The organism is Tsukamurella sp. DT100 (assembly GCF_049844855.1).
Classification (GTDB): Bacteria; Actinomycetota; Actinomycetes; order Mycobacteriales; family Mycobacteriaceae; genus Tsukamurella.
The window spans coordinates 97,140-118,374 of sequence record NZ_JBNCLV010000002.1 but is presented as its reverse complement, the minus strand read 5'-3'; the positions used below and the strand labels follow the sequence as shown (position 1 = coordinate 118,374).

Here is a 21,235-nt window from a genome sequence, read left to right as displayed (position 1 = left end):
TCCGCGCGGAGGGGGCCATCGCCGTGTCTCGGACTACCGGCCGATCAGCTTGAGCGCCTTGATCGCCGACGGGACGACGTTCAGGAAGACGTTGCGCGGCACGCCCTTGATGCCGCCGATGCCGATGATCCGCTGCTCCGCGATGGTCTTCGACTCGCAGTACTTGAGCAGGCCCTCGGTGCCGTGGCGGCGGCCGACGCCCGAGATGCCCATGCCGCCCATCGGCGCGGCAGTCGAGCCCCACGCGGCGGCGTAGCCCTCGTTGATGTTGACGGTGCCGGCGTTGATCCGCTCGGCGATCTCCTGCGCCTGCTTCGTCGTGCCCGCGAAAACGCTGGCGTTGAGGCCGTACTCAGTGTCGTTGGCCTTCTCGACGGCCTCATCGATGGAGTCGACGGGGTAGATCGACACCAGCGGGCCGAAGGTCTCCGACTTGAAGCAGACGGCTTCCTCCGGCACGTCCTTGAGCACGGTCGGCTCGTAGAAGAACGGGCCGAGATCGGGGCGGGCCTTGCCACCGGCGAGCACCGTCGCGCCCTTGGCGACGGCGTCGTCGACGTGCGCGGCAACGGTGTCGATCTGCGACTTCGACGCGAGCGAGCCCATCTCGTTCTCGAAGTCGTAGCCGGCGCCCAGTGCGAGCGCGGCGGTGCGCTCGGCGAAGGCGCGGGCGAACTCGTCGGCGATCTCCCGCTCGACGTAGATCCGCTCGATCGAGATGCACAGCTGCCCCGAGTTCGAGAACGCGGCGCGGGCGGCACCGTCGGCCGTGTGGGCGATGTCGGCGTCCTTGGTGACCACCATGGGGTTCTTGCCGCCCAGCTCGGCGGAGAAGCCGATGAGGCGCTTGCCGCACTGCTCGGCGAGCGTGGCGCCGGTCGCGGAGGAGCCGGTGAACATGAGGTAGTCGGCGCGCTCGACGATCGCGGTGCCCACGACGCCGCCGGGGCCGGGGACCACGGCGAACAGGTCCCGCGGCAGGCCGGCGCGGTACAGCAGCTCGACGGCCGCGAGGGCGCAGTACGGGGTCTGCGAATCGGGCTTGAGCACGACGGCGTTGCCGGCGGCCAGCGCGGCGACACCGTCGGAGACAGCGAGGGTGATGGGGTAGTTCCACGGCGCGATCACGCCGACGACGCCCTTGGGCTGGTAGCGCACGCGGGTCTTGGTGAACACCGGCAGCATGCCGTCGGTGCTCTTCTCCGCCAGGATCTTCGGCGCGTTCTTGCCGTACCAGCGGGCCGTCATCGCGACGTCCAGGGACTCCTCCTGGGCGTACTGGCGGGCCTTGCCGGTCTCCAGCTGCACCATATCCATGAGCTCGGCGCGGTGATCGTTCACCAGGTCGGCGAACTTGAGCAGCACGGCCGCGCGGTCCTTGGCGCTGCGGGCCGCCCACTGCTTCTGCGCGAGGCGGGCCCGCTCGAAGGCCTTCTCCACATCCTCCACGGTGCCCACGGGGATCGTGGTGACCTTCTCGCCGGAGAACGCCTCGAGGACGTCGCGCGACTCGCGCTGCTCCGGGTGGTCGATCGCCGCGAGGGCGCGAAGACGGTCGAACGTGGCCTGGGTGGGTGCTGGCATGATGCCAGATTACCCGCTTGTTGACGGTGCCTCAATAGTAGACCTGCCGCGACGGTCGGAGAATCGGCGGAATCCGCGTCGAGGCCGAAGATATGCGTTCTGAGCTGGCATTCCGCTGATTCTCCGAGGCTCTCCTCCACAGGTGAGCTTATGAAACGTCTTTCCTCCACAGACCCCGTCAGTTGGCGCGGGCACCGGCCACGGTCCACCCGAGGATCAGGCCATGCACACCATCGAGATCCTCGAGGCCATAGCCGGCCCGGACGGCGGTGTCGTCTCCCGCCGGGGCGCGCTCGCGGCGGGCGCCGATGCGGCGGAGATCGAGCGCTTGCGCCGCACCGGCGACATCGTGGCGATCCGGCCCGGGTGGTATCGACTCCCCGGCGCCGACCCGGTCGTCGTGGCAGCGGTCAGGACCGGCGCGGTCCTCACCTGCGTCTCGGCGCTGCGACTGCACCCCGGCGTGTGGGTCCCGCCGCACCGGACCAAGACGCACCTGCGGCGGGCACGCCACCGTCGGACGGCATCGCACCAGGACTGCGACGCCGGACATCCGATGAGTTCGCCTATCCGCGCCGTCGATCCCCTCCCCGACGCGCTCCGGTGTGCCGCCCGCTGCCTGGACGCCGACGAATTCGTCGCGGTTCTCGACTCGACGCTCCGACGCGTGGGCGACCGCTACACCACCGGCGATCTCCGCGAGATCTTCGACAGCACGTCACAGCAGGTTCTCCGCCTGTTGGACTTCGTGGACCCACTGGCGGGTTCCGGAACGGAATCTCTGGTCCGATTCCGTCTGCAGTACGCCCGGATCACGGTCCGCAGCCAAGTGGAGATTCCTGGCATCGGGCGCGTGGACCTCCTGGTCGGCGACAGGCTCATCATCGAATGCGACAGCACCGAATATCACAGCGGACCGCAGCGGCTGGAGGACAACCGCCGTGACCGCGCGGCGACCCGCGGCGACTACCGCGTGATGCGGGTCGACTACTCGGAGGTGATCGGCAAATGGCCGGCGATCTACGCCGAGATCCTCGACATCGTGCGCACCGGCCGCCATCGCGGACCCGTGCGAGTCGTGGAATCCGCCGATCTCGGCGCGGCGCCGCAGATATCGATCGCCACCTCGAAATCCGCCGATTCTCCCAGCCGGATACCCTGGCGACCATGAGCGATGTGCAGTTCACCCCCACCGCGGACCTGGTCGACGAGATCGGCCCCGACGTGCGCAGCTGCGACACGCAGTTCCGTCAGTTCGGCGGCCGCAAGCAGTTCGCCGGCGAGGTCGTCACGGTCAAGTGCTTCCAGGACAACGCGCTGCTCAAGTCGATCCTGGGCGAGCCCGGCGAGGGCCGCGTGCTGGTCATCGACGGCTCCGACGCCGACGGCGTCCCGTCGCTGCACACGGCGCTGGTCGGCGACCTCATCGCCGAGCTGGGCCGCGGCAACGGCTGGGCCGGCATCGTGGCCTACGGCGCGGTCCGCGACGCCGCCGTGATCGGCACCCTGGACATCGGCTTGAAGGCGCTCGGCACCAACCCGCGCAAGTCCACCAAGACCGCCGAGGGCCAGCGCGACATCCCGCTCACCTTCGGCGGCGTGACGTTCAACCCGGGCGATGTGCTCTTCAGCGACGACGACGGCATCGTCCTCCGCTAACGCCCGCCACGCCCATGTGGAGCACGCGCGAGGTCGCTGAGCTGGCGGGGACCAGCCTGCGCACCGTGCGCCACTACCACGACGTCGGGCTGCTCGACGAACCCGAGCGGCGCTCGAACGGCTACAAGACCTACGGCGTGGAGCACCTCGTGCGGCTGGTCTGGATCCGACGCATGACGGCCCTGGGTTTCAGCCTCGCGCAGGTCGCCGCGATGGACGCCGACGGTGTGGACGACGCCGCCGCCGCCGAGCTCGACGCGAAGCTGGCCGCCGACATCGAACGGCTGCAGGCGATCCGCGGAGACCTGCGAGCGCTGCGCACGTCGACGGTACCGTCGGACCTGCCGCCCGAGCTGTCCGCGGCGGCGACCGCCCAGCGGCTCTCCCCCGCCGACCGCAAGTTCAGCGTCGTGCTCGCCCAGCTGGTGGGTCCGACGAGGGCCGAGGAGTACGCGCGCATGCTCACCGCGCACGGGCGCACCGCGGCGGGCGACGACTTCGACCGGCTCCCCGCCGACGCGGACGAGGCGACCGTCGACGACGTGGTCGCGCGACTGCTCCCCGACGTGCTGCGGCAGGTGATCGATTTCCCCGATCTGGGGACCTGGTCCGTCGAGGGCGGGCACGACCAGCGCACGGCACAGCGCGTCATCCTCGCGACGCTCTCGGAGCTCTACAACCCGGCGCAGCTGCAGGTGCTCAGCCGGGTGGCGGTCGCCACCGCTGCCGCACGCGACGCGGGCTGACCCCTCAGCGCGCCACGCGGGCGGAACGCCCGAAGACCTCCACCACATCGCCCACGGCGAGCTGGCGGCCGCGACGCAGGTCGACCTCGCCGTTCACCGCCACCTCGCCCTCGGCGATCACCGCCTTGGCCTCGGCCCCCGAGTCGATGAGACCCGCCAGCTTGAGGAACTGCCCCAGCCGGATCACATCGTCGGAGATGGTCACGTCGATCGCCTCACTCACGCGCACCATCATGCCCGACTATCCTCGCCGGTGTGCTGCTCGATCTGGCGGGTACCCGCACCCACGTGGTGGTCGACGAACCGATCGCCCCGGCGAGCGGCCCGCCCGTCGTGCTCAGTTCCGGGTTGGCCGGGAACTGGTTCGACTGGGACGCGGTCACGGAGCTCCTGACCGCGAGCCGCACCGTCGTCCGCCTGGACCGGCCCGGCTACGGCCTCTCCGATCCCTGGCCCGACGGTGCCGTCCCCACCCTGGACTCCGAGGTCGCCCGGCTGCGCGAGCTGCTGGATGCGCTCGACATCGACTCGGCCGTGCTGGTGGGCCACTCGATGGCCAGCTTCTACGTCGAGGCGTTCCTCCGCGAATTCCCCGGCCGCACGGCGGGATCGGTCATCCTGGACGGCAGCGTGGAGACCTCACCGCGGTGGGTGGTGCCGGGCGAGCTGCGCGACACCGCGCTCCTGCGGTCGGCCGACGCCGCGGCGGCGGTGCGGATGAACCTGTTCGGCCCACTGGTGCACCGGATGCTGGGCGCGGGTCCGCCGCCGCCCGAGTACGCGTCGATCCTCTCCTCGGAGGCCTACTTCCGCGCCGCGTTCCTGGAGAACGGCCGGTACCCGGTGCTGGCCCACGAGCTCGCGGAGCTGCGGGAGCGGACGACGCTGCCGCGCGGCGTCCCGATCACCGTGGCCGCGGCGTTCGCCGGGCGGCGCACCCCGTGGGCGACGCACTGGCTGGAGCAACAGCAGGAGCTGGCGGACGTGCTGCACGCGCGGTTCGCCGTGATCGCGCCGAGCGGCCATCAGGCCATGGTCGATCAGCCCGCGCAGGTGGCGGCGCTGATCCTGGACGCGACTACCCGACCCGCAGTATCCGCAGGTCCGACGCGGTGACGAGCCGCTCGCCGTCCTCGGCGAGCGTGCGCGCGAGGCGACGGTTCCGCAAGCGGGAGATCGCCTTCGAGCCCAACAGGGTGGTGCGGCGGTGCAGCTTCACAGGAATCTCCGGGCGATCTCGATGCGGAACGGTTGGTTACAGATACTGTATTCCCTCGCCGGTGCGGGGTCCAGCGCTCCGCACCGAAGCGTGTCGCTCCTCACATCCGGGTTCCGCCGAGCACCCGCGCGCGCCGCGGCTACGCTGTGGGTGTTCGTGCAGCAATTTGCGTCCTCACACATCCTCCAAGGAGAACCGTGTCCGATCTCGACGACCTGATCAAGTCCATCCCGCTCGCGGATATCGCCGCCCAGCTCGGCGTCTCGGAGGACGTCGCCTCGGAGGCCGTCAACCAGACGGTGCCGACCCTGCTCGCCGGCCTCCAGGCGCAGGACACCACCGAGGCCCCGGCGGATCTCGCGCAGGCCGCCGACAGCGGCGACGGCCAGCAGATCGTCTCCAGCCTGTTCGGCGAGAAGACCGACGACGTGGCCGCCGCGGCCGCCGCGCCGCTGTCCTCCGGCGTCACCGACGGCCTGGTCAAGCAGCTGCTCCCGATCCTCGCGCCCATCGTGATCAGCTTCGTCATGAAGAAGCTGACCAGCGGCGGCGCGGCCGCTCCGCAGCAGGAGCAGGCCCCGGCCCCGCAGCAGCAGAGCGGCGGCGACGTCCTCGGCAGCATCCTGGGCAACATGCTCGGCGGCGGCAACCAGCAGGCCGGCGGCAACGCCGCGGGCAACGTGCTGGGCAGCATCCTGGGCGGCCTGCTCAAGGGCAAGTAACCCGCTCGAACGACCGAAGGCCGGCCCCCGCGAGGGAGCCGGCCTTCGTCGTTCGACGGTGCGCTACCGCTGCGGCGCGGCGGTGGGGACGATCGGCGCGGGCAGCGCGGTGTCGCCCATGAGGAAGCGGTCGACGGCGGCCGCGGCGCTGCGGCCCTCCGCGATGGCCCACACGATGAGCGACTGGCCGCGGCCGGCGTCGCCGGCGACGAAGACGCCCGGCACCGTCGACTGGAAGTCGTCGCCGCGCGAGACGTTCCCGCGCTCGCTGTACTCGACGCCCAGCTTGTCCAGCAGGTCGTCGCGCTGCGGGCCGACGAAGCCCATGGCCAGCAGCACGAGGTCGGCCTCGAGGGTGAAGTCGGTGCCCTCGACCTTCTCGAACCGGCCGCCCTCCATCTTGACCTCGTAGGCCTTGAGGCCGGTGACCTTGCCGTCCTCACCGATGAACTCCTCGGTGCTGACGGAGAAGACGCGCTCGCCGCCCTCCTCGTGGGCCGAGCTGATGCGGTACATGAGCGGGTAGGTCGGCCACGGGGTCGACTCGGCGCGCTCGCGCGGCGGGACGGGCATGATCTCGAACTGGTGCACGGTGGTCGCGCCCTGGCGCAGCGAGGTGCCCAGGCAGTCGGCACCGGTGTCGCCGCCGCCGATGATGACGACCTTCTTGTCCTTGGCGTGCAGCGGCGGCAGGCCGTTCTCGTCGAGGACGTCGTCGCCGACCGCGGCGCGGTTGGCCCACGGCAGGAACTCCATCGCCTGGTGGATGCCGTCCAGCTCGCGGCCGGGGATCGGCAGGTCGCGCCACACGGTGGCGCCGTTGGCAAGCACGACCGCGTCGAAGTCCTCGCGGAGCTGCTCGACGGTCACGTCGACGCCCACGTTGACGCCCGTCTTGAAGACGGTGCCCTCGGCGTTCATCTGGGCGAGGCGGCGATCGATGTGCCGCTTCTCCATCTTGAACTCGGGAATGCCGTAGCGGAGCAGGCCGCCGATCCGGTCGGCGCGCTCGAAGACGGTCACGGTGTGGCCGCCGCGGGTGAGCTGCTGCGCCGCGGCGAGGCCCGCCGGGCCCGAGCCGACGACGGCGATCTTCTTGCCGGTGAGCCGGGTCGGGTGCTGCGGCGAGACCCAGCCCTCGTCGAAGGCCTTGTCGATGAGCTCGACCTCGACCTGCTTGATGGTGACGGGATCCTGGTTGATGCCCAGCACGCACGACGCCTCGCAGGGCGCGGGGCACAGCCGACCGGTGAACTCCGGGAAGTTGTTCGTGGCGTGCAGCCGCTCGATGCCGTCGTACCAACGGTCCTTGTACGCCAGCGTGTTCCACTCGGGGATCAGGTTCCCGAGCGGGCAGCCGTTGTGGCAGAACGGGATACCGCAGTCCATGCACCGGGACGCCTGCTTGCGCAGAGTGGTCCCGTCGAAGGGCTTGTAGACCTCGTTCCAGTCCAGGAGCCGGAGCGGGACCGGCCGGCGGACCGGGGTCTCGCGCGAGTTGTTCTTCAGAAAGCCTTGCGGATCAGCCACGAGCGGCCTCCATCACTGCGTCGTCGATGTTGCGGCCGTCGAGTTCGGCGCGCTTGATGGCGGTGAGCACGCGCTTGTAGTCGCGCGGCATCACCTTGGCGAAGAGCTGACGCTCCCGCGGCCAGTTGGCCAGGATCCGTTCCGCGACGGCGGAATCGGTGTAGCGGTAGTGGTCGGTCACGGCGCGGTGGACGAAGTCGATATCGGCCTCGTCGAGCGACTCCAGCTCCACCAGCTCGGTGTTGAGGTCGCGCTCGAACTGCCCGTCCGCGTTGTAGACGTACGCCACGCCGCCGGACATGCCGGCGCCGAAGTTGCGTCCCGTGTCGCCGAGCACCACCACGCGGCCGCCGGTCATGTACTCACAGCCGTGGTCGCCCACGCCCTCGACCACCGCGACGGCGCCCGAGTTGCGCACCGCGAACCGCTCGCCCGCCTTGCCGTTGAGGTAGACCTCGCCGGAGGTGGCGCCGAACAGGATCACGTTGCCCGCGATGATGTTGTCCGCGGCCACGAACTCCGCGGGGGCGTTGCGCGCCGGCCGGACCACGATCTTGCCGCCGGAGAGGCCCTTGCCCACGAAGTCGTTGGCGTCGCCCTCGAGGCGCAGCGTGATGCCCTTCGGCACGAAGGCGCCGAAGCTGTTGCCCGCGCTGCCCTTGAACGTGATGTCGATGGTGTCCTCGGGGAGGCCGTCGGCGCCGTGCGCCTTGGTCACCTCGTGGCCGAGCATCGTGCCCACGGTGCGGTTCACGTTGGAGATCGGGGTCTCGATGGTGACCGGCGCGCCGGTCTCCACTGCGACCCGCGCCTGCGAGATCAGCTGCTGGTCCAGGGCCTTCTCGAGGCCGTGGTCCTGCGGCTGGCTGCAGAACAGGTCCTGCTTCATGAACGGCGAGTCGACCTGCGCCAGGATCGGCGAGAGGTCCAGCTTGCCGGCCTTGGCGTCGCCCCAGTGGGCCTGCGCCGCGGTGGTGTCGAGGATCTGCGACTGGCCGACGGCCTCCTGCAGGGTGCGGAAGCCCAGCTCGGCGAGCAGCTCGCGCACCTCCTCGGCGATGTACAGGAAGAAGTTCTCCACGAACTCCGGCTTGCCGGTGAACCGGCGCCGCAGCACCGGGTTCTGGGTGGCCACGCCCACGGGGCAGGTGTCCAGGTGGCACACGCGCATCATGATGCAGCCCGAGACCACCAGCGGGGCGGTGGCGAAGCCGAACTCCTCGCCGCCGAGCAGCGCGGCGACGATGACGTCGCGGCCCGTCTTGAGCTGGCCGTCGACCTGCACCACGATGCGGTCGCGGAGGCCGTTGAGCAGCAGCGTCTGCTGGGTCTCGGCGAGGCCGATCTCCCAGGGCGCGCCCGCGTGCTTGACCGAGGTCAGCGGGGTGGCGCCGGTGCCGCCGTCGTGGCCCGAGATGAGCACCACGTCGGCGTGCGCCTTCGAGACGCCCGCCGCGACGGTGCCCACGCCGATCTCCGACACGAGTTTCACGTGAATCCGCGCCTGCGGGTTCGCGTTCTTCAGGTCGTGGATCAGCTGCGCCAGGTCCTCGATCGAGTAGATGTCGTGGTGCGGCGGGGGCGAGATCAGGCCGACGCCCGGCGTCGAGCCGCGGACCTCGGCGACCCACGGGTACACCTTGTGCGGGGGCAGCTGGCCGCCCTCGCCGGGCTTCGCGCCCTGCGCCATCTTGATCTGGATGTCGGTGCAGTTGCTCAGGTAATGCGAGGTCACGCCGAACCGGCCCGAGGCGACCTGCTTGATCGCCGAGCGGCGGAAGTCGCCGTTCTCGTCGGGCGTGAAGCGGCGCGGATCCTCGCCGCCCTCACCGGAGTTCGAGCGGCCGCCGAGGCGGTTCATGGCGATGGCCAGCGTCTCGTGCGCCTCGGCCGAGATCGAGCCGTAGCTCATGGCGCCGGTCGAGAAGCGCTTGACGATCTCGCTCGCGGGCTCCACCTCGTCGATGGAGATCGACGGGCGGTCGCTCTGGAAGCGGAACAGGCCGCGCAGCGACGCGAGCCGCTCGCTCTGGTCGTCGACCAGCTTCGTGTACTCCTTGAACACCTTGTACTGCCCGGTGCGCGTGGCGTGCTGCAGCTTGAAGACGGTGTCCGGGTTGAACAGGTGGTACTCGCCCTCGCGGCGCCACTGGTACTCGCCGCCCACCTCGAGCTCGCGGTGCGCGAGCTCCTCGGGGCGATCGTTCATGGCGCGCTTGTGCCGCGCGGCGACGTCGGCGGCGATCTCGTCGAGGCCGATGCCGTCGAGCTGGCTCTGCAGGCCGGTGAAGAACTCGTCGACGACGTCCTGCGCCAGGCCGATGACCTGGAACAGCTGCGCACCGGTGTACGAGGCGAGGGTGGAGATGCCCATCTTGGACATCACCTTGAGCACGCCCTTGCCGGCCGCCTTGACGTAGTTGGCGTTGAGCTTCTCCAGCGGGGTGCCGTTGAGCTCGCCGCGGAGGTGCATGTCCTCGATGGTGGCGAAGGCCATGTACGGGTTGACCGCCGCGGCGCCGCAGCCGATGAGCGCGGCCATGTGGTGCACCTCGCGGGCGTCGCCCGACTCCACGATGAGGCCGACCTTGGTGCGGCTGCGCTCGCGCACCAGGTGGTGGTGCACGGCGGAGGTCAGCAGCAGCGACGGGATCGGCGCGAGCAGCCGGTCGGAGTTGCGGTCCGACAGGATGATCAGGCGCGCACCGCCCTCGATGGCCTCGGAGACCTGGGTGCGCACGGTGTCGAGCGCCTCGCGCAGGCCCTTGCCGCCCTCCGCCACGTGGTACAGGCCCGGGATCACGACGGACCGGAACTCGGGCAGGGTGCCGTCGTCGTTGACCTTGACCAGCTTGATGAGCTCGTCGTTGTTGAGGATCGGCTGGTCCAGGTGGATCTGGCGGCAGCTGCCGGCCACCGGGTTCAGCAGATCGCCCTCGCCGCCGATGGTGCCCCCGAGGCTGGTGACGATCTCCTCGCGGATGGCGTCCAGCGGCGGGTTGGTCACCTGCGCGAAGAGCTGCTGGAAGTAGTCGAACAGCAGCCGCGGGCGCAGCGAGAGCACGGCGACGGGAGTGTCGGTGCCCATGGAGCCGATCGCCTCGGCGCCGGTCTTCGCCATCGGCGTGAGCAGCAGGTCCAGCTCTTCGGTCGTGTAGCCGAACATCTGCTGCCGCTGGGTGACCCGGTCGTGGGGCATGACGGGGTGCGGGCGGTCCGGCAGGTCCTTCAGGCGCAGCAGGCCCTCGTCGAGCCACTGCTGGTAGGGCTCGGCGGCGGCGAGCTCGCCCTTGATCTCCTCGTCGGAGACGATGCGGCCCTGCGCGGTGTCCACGAGGAACATGCGGCCCGGCTGCAGGCGGGTCTTGTAGACCACGTCGGCGTGGTCGATGTCGAGCACGCCCACCTCGGAACCGAGCACGACGAGGCCGTCCTTGGTGACCCAGATGCGCGAGGGGCGCAGGCCGTTGCGGTCGAGCACGGCGCCGATGACGGTGCCGTCGGTGAAGCAGACCGAGGCCGGTCCGTCCCACGGCTCCATGAGCGAGGAGTGGTACTCGTAGAACGCCCGGCGGGCCGGGTCCATGTCCTGATGCCGCTCCCACGCCTCGGGGATCATCATGAGCACGGCGTGCGGCAGGCTGCGGCCGCCGAGGTGCAGCAGCTCGAGCACCTCGTCGAAGCGCGCGGTGTCGGAGCCGCCCTCGGTGCAGATCGGGAAGATCTTGTCGGCGGCGTCGTCGCCGAAGGCCGAGACGTCGAGCAGCGCCTCGCGGGCCCGCATCCAGTTCTCGTTGCCGTTGACGGTGTTGATCTCGCCGTTGTGGGCCACGCGCCGGTACGGGTGCGCGAGCGGCCAGCTCGGGAAGGTGTTGGTGGAGAAGCGCGAGTGCACCAGGCCGAGCGCCGACTCGACGCGCTCGTCCTGCAGGTCCACGAAGAAGCCGCGCAGCTGCGGGGTGGTCAGCATGCCCTTGTAGACGAAGGTCTGGCCGGACAGCGACGGGAAGTACACCGACTCCTCGCCCTGCGAGCCGGCGCCGGCACCGTCGGTGCCGAGCTCGCGCTCGACGCGCTTACGGATCACGAAGCAGCGGCGCTCGAGGTCCATGCCCGAGAGGGGCGCACCGTCGGAATCCGTGCCGGCGATGAAGACCTGGCGCATGGTGGGCATGGCGTCGCGGGCCAGCGCGCCCAGCGAGCCGTCGTCGGTGGGCTGGTCGCGCCAGCCGAGAACGGTCAGGCCCTCCTCGGCGACGATGCGCTCGACGCCCGCGGCGGCCTTCGTCGCCTCGGCGGCGGCCTGCGGGAGGAAGGCGATGCCCGTGGCGTACGCGCCTTGATGGGGCAGCTCGAAGTCCACGACCTCGCGGAAGAACCGGTCCGGGACCTGGATCAGGATGCCCGCGCCGTCGCCGGTGTTGGGCTCGGCGCCCGCGGCACCGCGGTGCTCGAGGTTGACGAGGGCGGTGATGGCCTTGTCGACGATGTCCCGGGACTTGCGTCCGTGCATGTCCACCACGAAGGCGACGCCACAGGCGTCATGCTCGTTCGCGGGGTGGTACAGGCCCTGGGGGCCCGGGGGGACGAATCGGCTCATCGAATACCTGCCTCTACGCAGCGCCTCACGGCGGAACGGGTTCTTCAAGGTTCGGCGATCCGGGACTGCAATCACCTCAGGCATCGTTGGCTGTACCGAAAATCTTAGTTTCCCCTCCTCGGATCACCAAATGAAAGGTCATCCTTACCGGCCTGGACCTGCACCGATGCACCTGCGAAGCCTCGCGGCCCACTCGTTTCGACTAGGTTTCCTCGACGTGACCGGAAATGATCCGGGCGAGCTGCTCACGGTGGGCCCGGGCCTCGCCGTCGCGCTCGTCGCCCTCGCCCTCACGGGCGCCGCCGTGGCCTGGCTCGGGCGCACCGGCTACGGCCCCGCGATCCTCGGTTCGACGGTCCGCGCAACGGTGCAGCTGGCCCTGCTGGGCATGGTGCTCAGCCTGATCGTGCGGAGCCTGTGGTTCACGGCCGCGTTCGTGCTGGTCATGGGCATCACCGCGGGCTGGACTGCGGCCCGCCGCATCGTCGCCCGGCGCCCGCGGTGGTCGGAGCTGGCGGCCACGACCGCGGCGGTGGCCGGCCCGGCCGCGGTCCTCACGGTGGCGCTGATGGCGACCGGGGTACTGCCGGCGCGCGGGATCGCGGTGATCCCGGTGGCGGGCAGCGCGATCGGCGCCGCCATGGCCGGCGCCGGGCTCGCCGGCAAACGGGCCCTCGAGGAGCTGACCGCCCGCCGCGGCGAGCTGGAGGCGGGCCTCGCGCTGGGCCTGGACCCGCTGTTCGTGCGGCTGGACCTGGCGCGCACCGCGGCGGCGACGGCCCTGATCCCCGCGCTGGACCAGACGCGGACCGTCGGGCTGGTCACGATCCCCGGCGCCTTCGTGGGCATGGTGCTGGGCGGCGCCTCGCCCCTGGCCGCCGCGGTGATGCAGCTGTACGTGCTGATCGCGATCCTGTGCGTGACGCCGATCGCCGTCGTCGCCGTGACCTGGCTGGTCGCGGCCGGCCGGTACGAGAGCGGGCCGAGGAACTACTGACCGCGCACGGCGGATCGCCGACCGAGCCTCGGTGCATCTCTGCGACCGGGCGCCGGCGTGTCGTCACCGACACGCACCGAAGATCAGCAGGCGCCGATGGCGTTCAGCTCGGCGAGCGCGTCCTCCGGGAGCTCCAGCGCGGCGCCGGCGACGTTCTCGCGCAGGTGCACGACCGACGAGGTACCGGGGATCAGCAGGATGTTCGGCGAACGCTGCAGGAGCCAGGCGAGGGCGACCGACATCGGAGTGGCCCCGAGCCGGGCCGCGACGGCGCTCAGCGCGTCCGACTGCAGCGGACTGAAGCCGCCGAGCGGGAAATAGGGCACGTACGCGATGCCTTGCGCCGCCAGCGAATCCACCAGCTCGTCGTCGACGCGGTGGGCGATGTTGTAGAAGTTCTGCACGCACGCCACGGGCGCGATCGACTGCGCCTCGGCGACCTGCTCGGCGGTCACGGTGCTCACGCCGAGGTGCCGGATCAGGCCCTGCTGCTGCAGCTCGGCGAGCACCGTGAAGGGCTCGGCGATCGAGCCGGCGCTGGGGGTGTCGAAGTCGCCGACGCGCAGGTTCACCACGTCGATCGCGTCGAGGCCGAGGCGCTCGAGGTTCTCCTCGACGGCGCGGCGCAGGTCGTCGGGTGCCAGGGCCGGCGGCCAGCCGCCGGTGTCGTCGCGGCGCGCGCCGACCTTGGTGACGATGTGCAGCGACTCCGGGTAGGGGTGCAGCGCCTCGTGGATGATCTCGTTGGTGACGAAGGGACCGTAGTAGTCGCTGGTGTCGATGTGCGTGATGCCGAGGTCGATCACGTCGTGCAGCACCTCGATCGCGGCCTCGCGGTCGGCGGGCGGGCCGAAGACGTGCGGCCCCGCGAGTTGCATGGCGCCGTAACCGAATCGGGTGACGGTGAGGTCGCCGCCGAGGTCGAAGGTGCCGCCGGGCAGGGTGGGTGCAGTCATGCGCCCATCATTGCACCGCGACCGCCCGGTGTCAGTGCCCGTGCTTGGCCTCGCGGACCTTCCGCCAGCGCTCCATCATCTCGGGGAGCTCCGTGATCATGAACTCGAAGAAGTCGTGCATCACCGACAGCCTCTCCGCGGCGGGACCGCCCGTGGGCAACTCCTCGATCCCCTCGATGGCGACGTCGCGCCACCGCTCCAGGATCGGGTTGCGGGCGGCGAAGGCCTCGTACCAGATGTCGTCGCCGAGCGTGATCAGGCTGTGCCGCGAGCCCGGAACGTGCGTGCGGCGGATCATGCTCGTCTGCTCGAGGTAGCGCACGGCACCCGACACGGCGCCGGCGGACACCTGTAACCGCTCGGCGATCTGCGAGGGCGTGAGCGCCGCCTCCGGCGACGTCAGCACCGCGGCGAAGACGCGGGATGCCATGCGCTGCATACCCGCGTCCACGAACGCGGCTGCCATGTTCTCCACGAAGTCCGGCGCGTCCATGCAGGTCACGATAGCCAAAATTTAGACACTTCACAAATTTGTGAACTGAGCGTAGCGTCGGCGCCATGACAACTGAAGTCGTTCGGGTCGAGGGCCTCACCAAGACCTTCGGCAGCGCACACGCACTCACCGGGCTCGACCTCCACGTGACTCCGGGCGAGGTCCACGCCTTCCTCGGCCCCAACGGGGCGGGCAAGTCCACCACCATCCGCGTCCTCCTCGGTCTGCTGAAGAAGACCTCGGGCACCGTCGAGCTGCTGGGCGGCGATCCGTGGTCCCAGGCCGCCGAGCTGCACCGCCGCCTCGCCTACGTGCCGGGCGACGTGACGCTGTGGCCCAACCTGTCCGGCGGCGAGATCATCGACCTCATGGGGCGCCTGCGCGGCGGCCTCGACGAGGCGCGCCGGGCCGAGCTGATCGAGCGCTTCGCCCTCGACCCCGCGAAGAAGGCCCGCACCTACAGCAAGGGCAACCGGCAGAAGGTCGCGCTCGTCGCCGCCTTCGCCGCGCGCGCCGAGCTGATGATCCTCGACGAACCGACCTCCGGCCTCGACCCGCTCATGGAGGAGGTCTTCACCCAGTGCCTCGCCGAGGCGAAGGCCGACGGCACGTCGATCCTGCTCTCGAGCCACATCCTGTCCGAGGTGGACCGGGTCGCCGACACCGTCACCATCATCAAGGACGGTGCGTCCGTCGAGACCGGCTCGCTGGCCTCGCTCCGCCACCTCTCCCGCACCCGGGTCGAGGCGACGCTGGCGCGCCCCGTCGACCTCGCGAACACCGCGGGCGTGCACGACCTGCAGGCCGACGGTGACCGTGTCTCGTTCAGCGTCGAGGCGGCGGACCTCGGGCGCCTCCTCGGCGAGCTGGCGGCCGCCGGCCCCACGTCGCTGACCAGCCGCCCGCCGACGCTCGAGGAGCTCTTCCTCCGGCACTACGACACCGCCGGGGCCGTGCGATGACGGGCCTGGGTGCCACCCTGCGGCTGGTGGTGCGGCGCGACCGCATCCAGCTGGTGGTGTGGCTCCTGCTCTACGTCGCGATGGCGGCGTCGGCCTATTCGACGGCGAAGACCAACTACGCCGACCAGGCCTCACTCGACTCCGCCGCGCGCGCCGCCAGCGAGAATCCCTCGCTCGTCGCGATGTTCGGCCCCGTCTACTCGGCCACCACCGGCGCGGTGGGCATGATCAAGATGGTCGTCATGATGGCGGCCGCCCTCGGGCTGCTCACCGGCCTGCTGGTGATCCGCCACACCCGCGCCGACGAGGAGTCCGGCCGCCGGGAGATGCTGGGCGCCTCCGCGATCGACCGCACCGCTCCCCCGCTCGCCGCACTCATCGAGACCACCGCACTGAGCCTGGCGATCGGCGTGCTCAGCGCGCTGACGCTGATCGGCATGGGCGCGGATGCGCAGGGCAGCATGCTGTTCGGCGCTCTCTGGGCGTTCACCGGCATCGTCTTCGCCGCGTTCGCGCTCCTCTGCGCGCAGCTCACGGAGGGTGCGCGCGCCGCGCGCGGCCTGTTCGCCGTGGGCCTCGGCGGCGCCTACCTGCTCCGGGCCGTCGGCGACGTCTCCGTCATCCGGACCGACGGGACGCTGCCCGCCGAGCCCGGTTGGGAGTCCTGGCTCTCGCCGCTCGGGTGGGCGCAGCAGATCCGCCCGTTCGCCGACGACCGGCCCTGGCCGATCCTGCTGCTGCTCGCGGCGTCGGCGGTGCTCACCGCGGTGGCTCTGCGGATCGCCGCTCAGCGCGACCTGGGTGCGGGCCTCATCCCCGTGGGCCGGGGCCGCGAGCGGGGCAGCGCCCTGCTCGGCTCGGTGGAGGCGCTGACCTGGCGGCTGCACCGCGGCCAGTTGATCGGCTGGAGCGTCGGCATGCTGGCCGTGGGCCTCGCCTTCGGCGGCATGGGCAGCGCGGTCGACTCACTGGTGGGCAACTCCGGGACGCGCGAGATGCTCGAGCGGCTCGGCGGATCCGGCTCCAGCCTGCTGGACGTCTTCTTCGGCGCCGAGTTCTCCATCATGGGCATGGCGGTCGCGGCGCTGGGTGTTTCCATCGTCAACACCGCCTGCTCGGAGGAGACCTCGGGCCGCGCGGAGTACCTGCTCTCGGCGCCGGTTGCGCGACTGCGCTGGTACGCCTCGCACCTGACCGCGGCCGTTATCGCGACGACCGTGGTGAGCCTCGCCCTCGGCGTGGGCGTTTCCCTCACTGCCGGCCGGGAACTGATCGTCCCCGCGCTGGCCGCGTTGCCCGCGGTGTGGGTGATCACGGCGATCGCCGCCCTCGCAGGCGCGATCTCGGCGCGCTGGGCGTCCGTGGGCTGGGTCGTGCTCGCGCTGTGCGTGACCACGATGATCGCCGACGTGCTGAAGCTCCCCGACTGGGTCGCGAAGGTGTCGCCGTTCAAGCACGTCGCGACGCAGCCCGGCGCCACCGTGCTCACCGGCGCCACGATCACCCTGGTGGTGATCGCCGCGGCGGGCCTGATCGCGGCTGCGCTGTCCGAGTCCCGCCGCGACCTCGCCGCGTAGGCCGCACGCCGGGGCGGCCCGCTGGGCCGGGTACGTCGATCAGACAGGTGATGCGTCCCACGCATACCCCCGAAAACTGAAGGTCAGGGGCGTTTTCGACGGACAGGGCGATGCGCCCGGCGCATACCCTCCCCTGTGAGGCCCGACGGTCCGCCGCCCGCTCCACCCGGTACATCCGTAAGGGGTATGCGCCAGACGCATCGCCCGATTCTCGAAAACCTGCTCTAACCTGGAGGTTTGGAGGGTATGCGTGGGACGCATCGCTTCCGTGCAGCAACACGGGCCCAACGCGGGCTCGCCCCCGATTGCGCTCTACGGGGCGTTGGTCACGGACTCGTCACGGGGCGATCTCAGCCTCTGAGACAGTTGACGTTTCACCTGAGAGACCCGGGGCTAACTTGAGAGATCAAAAGCCCTGCAAATGACTACTGACCGCAGCGAGCGAGTCAGCTGCGGTCAGTGCTCTCTCAGGATAACAGGAGAGTTGCGGTCATGCATATATCTCATCGCGATTCTTTTGTCACGGCGTTTTCGCGCTGCGCCCGCATCGCTCCAGGAGCAGCCGGCCGGCGGGATAGGCGGCGAGCGACGCGGGCAGCGCCCCCGGACGCCCGGACTCCAGCACTGCCACCACGGCGCCCAGCTCCGACGGTCCGCCGGGCTCCACGCCTAGCCGGCGCAGCGTCTGCCGTGCGACGGGTTCCGGCGAGTCGAAGACCGCGACGTCCCGCCCGGTCCGCGCCCGAAGCGCGTCCACGATCGGCTCCCTGACCAGCCCGTAGTGCGTGCAGCCGAGAACCACCGACTCGATGTCGTCCGGGGTCGCCGCGGCCGCCGCGGAGATCGCCGCCGCCACCCGCTCGGGGTCGCCGGAGTCGATCGCCTCGGCCAGGCCGTAGCAGGGGATGCGGTGCGCGAGGGCCGGGTCCGCGAAGGCGTCGATGAGCGAGGTCTGGTAGTCGCTCACCGTCGCCGCAGCGGTCGCCCAGACGGCGAAGGGGCGCCCCGTCGACCCCGCGGGGCGGATGGCGGGCACCACCCCGACGACGGGGACGGCGGGCTCGAAGCGGGCGCGGGCCGCCTCCAGTGCGTACATGGAGCCGGTGTTGCAGGCGACGATGATCGCGTCCACGTCGTAGCGGGCCGCGGCGCCGGCCATGGCGACCACGCACTCCGAGATCCGGGCCGGTTCCAGCAGGCCGTAGGGCATGTTGTCGGGGTCGCGGGCCAGCACCAGCTCGGTGTCGGGCCGCACGCGGGAGAGGGCGTCGGCGTAGTTGACCATCCCGAAACCGGAGTCGATCACCGCTACGCGCATGACCCGAATTTACCGGGCGAGCCGCAACCGGAAGACGGTGGTGGCGCCCTCGCGCCGGTAGTCGACGTCGCCGCCCAGCAGCCGCGCGTTGTCCCGGGCGATGGCGAGCCCGAGGCCGGCTCCCCCGCCGGCACCGCGCGAGCGGGCCTCCTGGGCCTTCGCGAACCGGCCGAAGACCCGTTCCTCGTCGCCGGGCGGCACGCCCGGACCGTGATCGCGGACCTCGACGATCGCACCGTCGGCCGACGGAGCGACGGTCACCATCACGGGCGGCGCGCCGTGCCGGACCGCGTTGCCCACCAGGTTGGTCACCACCGCGACCACGCGGCGGCGGTCGGACTCGACGGTGAGCGGCGCACCGTCGACCACGACGGAGTGCCAGCCACGCGCGGAGAGCGCCTCGCGCAGGGCCCCGACCAGCTCGAAGGGCGCGCGTCGCACCTCGGCGGCCCCGGCGTCGAGGCGCGTCATCTCCAGCAGGTCGTCGACGAGGCCGGCGAGCGTGTCGACCTCGGAGGCGACGAGTTCGGACGCGCGGCGCAGGTCGGAGTCGGCGCCGAGGGTCGCGGCCTCCTCGCGCAGCACCTCGGCGGCGGGGACGAGCGCGGCGAGCGGGCTGCGCAGCTCGTGCGAGACGTCGCCGACGAACCGCCGCGACCGCGCGTCCTGGTGGCGCAGCACGTCGATCGACTCGTTCTGCCGGTCGAGCATGGAGTTGAAGGTGTCGGTGAGGTCGCGCAGCTCGGTCACGTCGGTCGCGGGGAGGCGGGCCTCGGTGTCGCCGTCCGTGACGCGCGCGGCGACGGACTGGATCCGGCTGAGCGGCCGGGTCACCGTGCGCGCGACGATCAGCGCGACGAGGATGCCGAGCAGAGCACTCCCGGCCACGGCGACGACGACCAGCAACGTGAGCCGGTTCAACCGGGGCCCGACGTCCTCGAGCGGCTGCACGCCGTAGACCACGACGCTCTCCGCATTGAAGATCGTCGGCCGGGGAACGCTGTGCGCGACCAGCACCTTCCCGTCCGGCAGCCGCTGGAAGCGGTACAGCGACGGCACCCGCTCGAGTTCGCGGCGCATCGCCCCGGGGAAGTCCTGCGGGGGCGCGGACCCCTGGCGGACGGTCACGCCGTCGACCTCCACGGTGTAGTCGCCCGGGAGGAACTCCCCGATGCTCGACCGGCCTCCCGGCGAGGCCCCACCGCTGCCCGGCGCGGGCATCCCCTGGCGCTCGAAGGTCTCCATGTCGTGCCGGAACGTGGTGAGCACGGCTTCCTGCGCGTCCTGATACACCCAGTCCCGCACCACCATTGCGACCGCGACGCCGGTGACCCCTGCGGTCAGGCAGGTCACGATCACGATGATCGCGAGGATCCGGGTGCGCAGACCCGCGATCACGGCGTGGGCCGGAACCGGTAGCCGAAGCCGCGCACCGTCTCGATGTGGCTGGTCCCGTCAGGTGGGTCGATCTTGGGGCGCAGCCGCAGGATCGCGTTGTCCACCAGCCGGGAGTCGCCGAGGAAGTCCTGGTTCCAGGCCATCGCGAGCAACTGCTCGCGGCTGAGCACCTGGCCCGGGTGGTCGGCGAAGGCGTACATCAGCCGCTTCTCGGTGGGCGTGAGCGGCAGGGGCGCACCGTCGCGCAGGACCTCCGCGCCGGCCCGGTCGACGGTCAGCGGACCGTCGTTCGACGGTGCCGCCACCTCGCCCGACGGTGCCGGGGCGGGGTCCGCGGGCGGCGCGGTGCGGCGCAGGGCGGCCTTGATCCGGGCGTCGAGCACGCGCGGGCTGACGGGCTTGACCACGTAGTCGTCGGCGCCGGCCTCGAGCCCGGCGACGGTGTCGATGTCGTCGGAGCGGGCCGTGAGCATGAGGATCGGGACGGTGCTGGAGCGACGGATCCGGCGGCACACGGCGAAGCCGTCCTCGCCGGGCAGGCCGACGTCGAGGATCACCGCATCGGCGGCGGTCACCCGCTGCTCGAGGTCGTCCGTGGCGGCGGCCAGGTGCTCGACGGTGTGGTCGAGCCGGCCGAGCGAGAGCGTCAGTGCGTCGACGATCGCCGGGTCATCCTCGATGAGCAGCAGTCTGACCACCCGTGAGGCTCCCTTCCACGTCGGAGGTCCAGGCCCAGGCGGCCTGACCGACCCGGACCACCGCGGCGGCGCCGACGGCCACCAACCATGCTCCCAGGACATCGCCGGGGCGGTGCCACTGTTGGGCGACGACGAGGACGGAGACCACGCTCCCGGCGCCGACGGCGACGAGGAGCGCGAGGGCACGGTAGCGCCGCGCGGCGGAGCCGACCAGGATCACCGCGAGCGCCGCGACCACGGCGACGGTGTTCGACGGGAACGAGTTGAGCTCGGGGCCGATGCCGAAGGAGGGCCGCTCGAGGAGGGCCTTGAGCAGGTAGGCGCCGGCCACCGTCGAGCCGAGGACGAGCGCGGCGGAGACGGCGACCGTCTTGGACCGGCGGCTCGCGACGACCGCGGCCACGAGGAGGCCGCCGGCCGCGATCATCGGCAGCTGGTAGCGGCCCAGGGCGCCCTCGACGGGGTTCTCGACCCCGAACGCGGCGGAGATCGTCCGCATGAGCTCGTGGTCGATGACCTGGCCCGATGCGGTGCCGACGACCGCGAGGTAGAGCCCGGCGAAGGCCAGCGCGGCGACGACGGCCGTCGTCGCGGCGGTCCAGGGGCGTGTGGTTGCGAACATGACGTCGAGCATTGTCCCTCATCGTCGTCGGCCCGCCTCCGTTTCGCCCCGCGAATGTCACAGCCGTGTCGCAATCCGCGCCGACCGAGAACCCCGCGCATACAACTCTTCCCTAACGGGAGGGTAGAGTTCGGCCGGTTCGCGCGGTGGACCC

At 71.1% G+C, this 21,235-nt stretch carries 19 protein-coding genes; 8 read left to right on the top strand and 11 right to left on the bottom strand.

Features of this window, described 5'->3' with window-relative positions:
• Window positions 1-33: 33 nt before the first annotated feature.
• Window positions 34-1,584, bottom strand: coding sequence for a succinic semialdehyde dehydrogenase (locus ACLQ3K_RS04300; protein ID WP_425997287.1), 1,551 nt, complete (start codon window positions 1,582-1,584; stop codon window positions 34-36).
• A 223-nt stretch (window positions 1,585-1,807) separates the two neighbouring features.
• Here ACLQ3K_RS04300 and ACLQ3K_RS04295 point away from each other — a divergent pair, with 223 nt between their 5' ends.
• From ACLQ3K_RS04295 to ACLQ3K_RS04285, 3 genes are read left to right on the top strand one after another with little or no spacing between them, the layout of a single operon-like run.
• The gene (locus ACLQ3K_RS04295) at window positions 1,808-2,755 is read left to right on the top strand and encodes an endonuclease domain-containing protein (protein ID WP_425997285.1); all 948 of its coding nucleotides are present in this window, start codon (window positions 1,808-1,810) and stop codon (window positions 2,753-2,755) included.
• Entirely contained in the window at window positions 2,752-3,243 is a 492-nt protein-coding gene (gene rraA / locus ACLQ3K_RS04290; protein ID WP_425997283.1) for a ribonuclease E activity regulator RraA, read from the top strand. The genes ACLQ3K_RS04295 and rraA overlap by 4 nt, the downstream gene beginning before the upstream one ends.
• Before the next feature lie 14 nt (window positions 3,244-3,257).
• Window positions 3,258-3,989, top strand: coding sequence for a MerR family transcriptional regulator (locus ACLQ3K_RS04285; RefSeq protein ID WP_425997281.1), 732 nt, complete (start codon window positions 3,258-3,260; stop codon window positions 3,987-3,989).
• A gap of 4 nt (window positions 3,990-3,993) precedes the next feature.
• Here ACLQ3K_RS04285 and ACLQ3K_RS04280 read toward each other — a convergent pair whose 3' ends face one another.
• Complete coding sequence (locus ACLQ3K_RS04280; protein ID WP_224644954.1) at window positions 3,994-4,221, bottom strand: RNA-binding S4 domain-containing protein; 228 nt, start codon at window positions 4,219-4,221, stop codon at window positions 3,994-3,996.
• A gap of 23 nt (window positions 4,222-4,244) precedes the next feature.
• Here ACLQ3K_RS04280 and ACLQ3K_RS04275 point away from each other — a divergent pair, with 23 nt between their 5' ends.
• Window positions 4,245-5,105: an alpha/beta fold hydrolase gene (locus ACLQ3K_RS04275; protein WP_425997279.1), complete on the top strand. Its 861-nt coding sequence runs from the start codon at window positions 4,245-4,247 to the stop codon at window positions 5,103-5,105.
• Here the strand turns inward: ACLQ3K_RS04275 and ACLQ3K_RS04270 are convergent.
• Window positions 5,068-5,208, bottom strand: coding sequence for a hypothetical protein (locus ACLQ3K_RS04270; RefSeq protein WP_425997277.1), 141 nt, complete (start codon window positions 5,206-5,208; stop codon window positions 5,068-5,070). The two genes, ACLQ3K_RS04275 and ACLQ3K_RS04270, sit on opposite strands and share 38 nt — an antisense overlap.
• 197 nt (window positions 5,209-5,405) lie before the next feature.
• Here ACLQ3K_RS04270 and ACLQ3K_RS04265 point away from each other — a divergent pair, with 197 nt between their 5' ends.
• Window positions 5,406-5,930 carry a DUF937 domain-containing protein gene (locus tag ACLQ3K_RS04265; protein WP_224644904.1) on the top strand — a complete coding sequence of 175 codons (525 nt, stop codon included), beginning with the start codon at window positions 5,406-5,408 and terminating at the stop codon, window positions 5,928-5,930.
• Between the two features lie 63 nt (window positions 5,931-5,993).
• On the opposite strand, the gene ACLQ3K_RS04260 is transcribed toward ACLQ3K_RS04265, so the two are convergent.
• Both ACLQ3K_RS04260 and gltB read right to left on the bottom strand, forming a co-directional pair.
• A complete protein-coding gene (locus ACLQ3K_RS04260; RefSeq protein WP_425997275.1) occupies window positions 5,994-7,460 on the bottom strand; it encodes a glutamate synthase subunit beta in 1,467 nt (488 codons plus the stop codon).
• A complete protein-coding gene (gltB, locus tag ACLQ3K_RS04255; protein WP_425997273.1) occupies window positions 7,453-12,060 on the bottom strand; it encodes a glutamate synthase large subunit in 4,608 nt (1,535 codons plus the stop codon). Before gltB ends, ACLQ3K_RS04260 begins: the two co-directional genes overlap by 8 nt.
• A 217-nt stretch (window positions 12,061-12,277) precedes the next feature.
• Here gltB and ACLQ3K_RS04250 point away from each other — a divergent pair, with 217 nt between their 5' ends.
• Window positions 12,278-13,057, top strand: a complete 780-nt coding sequence (locus ACLQ3K_RS04250) for an ABC transporter permease (protein ID WP_425997271.1) — start codon at window positions 12,278-12,280, stop codon at window positions 13,055-13,057.
• 83 nt (window positions 13,058-13,140) lie between these two features.
• Here the strand turns inward: ACLQ3K_RS04250 and ACLQ3K_RS04245 are convergent, their stop codons facing one another.
• Window positions 13,141-14,013, bottom strand: a complete 873-nt coding sequence (locus ACLQ3K_RS04245) for an aldo/keto reductase family oxidoreductase (protein ID WP_425997269.1) — start codon at window positions 14,011-14,013, stop codon at window positions 13,141-13,143.
• A 31-nt stretch (window positions 14,014-14,044) separates the two neighbouring features.
• Window positions 14,045-14,506, bottom strand: a complete 462-nt coding sequence (locus ACLQ3K_RS04240; RefSeq protein WP_425997268.1) for a GbsR/MarR family transcriptional regulator — start codon at window positions 14,504-14,506, stop codon at window positions 14,045-14,047.
• 65 nt (window positions 14,507-14,571) lie between these two features.
• Here ACLQ3K_RS04240 and ACLQ3K_RS04235 point away from each other — a divergent pair, with 65 nt between their 5' ends.
• Both ACLQ3K_RS04235 and ACLQ3K_RS04230 read left to right on the top strand, forming a co-directional pair.
• The gene (locus ACLQ3K_RS04235; protein ID WP_224644899.1) at window positions 14,572-15,468 is read left to right on the top strand and encodes an ABC transporter ATP-binding protein; all 897 of its coding nucleotides are present in this window, start codon (window positions 14,572-14,574) and stop codon (window positions 15,466-15,468) included.
• Entirely contained in the window at window positions 15,465-17,045 is a 1,581-nt protein-coding gene (locus ACLQ3K_RS04230) for an ABC transporter permease (protein WP_425997265.1), read from the top strand. The genes ACLQ3K_RS04235 and ACLQ3K_RS04230 overlap by 4 nt, the downstream gene beginning before the upstream one ends.
• 520 nt (window positions 17,046-17,565) lie before the next feature.
• On the opposite strand, the gene ACLQ3K_RS04225 is transcribed toward ACLQ3K_RS04230, so the two are convergent.
• From ACLQ3K_RS04225 to ACLQ3K_RS04210, 4 genes are read right to left on the bottom strand one after another with little or no spacing between them, the layout of a single operon-like run.
• Complete coding sequence (locus ACLQ3K_RS04225) at window positions 17,566-18,363, bottom strand: glutamate racemase (RefSeq protein ID WP_425997263.1); 798 nt, start codon at window positions 18,361-18,363, stop codon at window positions 17,566-17,568.
• 9 nt (window positions 18,364-18,372) lie between these two features.
• Complete coding sequence (locus ACLQ3K_RS04220; RefSeq protein ID WP_425997261.1) at window positions 18,373-19,761, bottom strand: sensor histidine kinase; 1,389 nt, start codon at window positions 19,759-19,761, stop codon at window positions 18,373-18,375.
• Complete coding sequence (locus tag ACLQ3K_RS04215; RefSeq protein WP_425997259.1) at window positions 19,758-20,459, bottom strand: response regulator; 702 nt, start codon at window positions 20,457-20,459, stop codon at window positions 19,758-19,760. Before ACLQ3K_RS04215 ends, ACLQ3K_RS04220 begins: the two co-directional genes overlap by 4 nt.
• Window positions 20,431-21,081, bottom strand: a complete 651-nt coding sequence (locus ACLQ3K_RS04210; protein WP_224644894.1) for a hypothetical protein — start codon at window positions 21,079-21,081, stop codon at window positions 20,431-20,433. Before ACLQ3K_RS04210 ends, ACLQ3K_RS04215 begins: the two co-directional genes overlap by 29 nt.
• Window positions 21,082-21,235 lie beyond the last annotated feature (154 nt).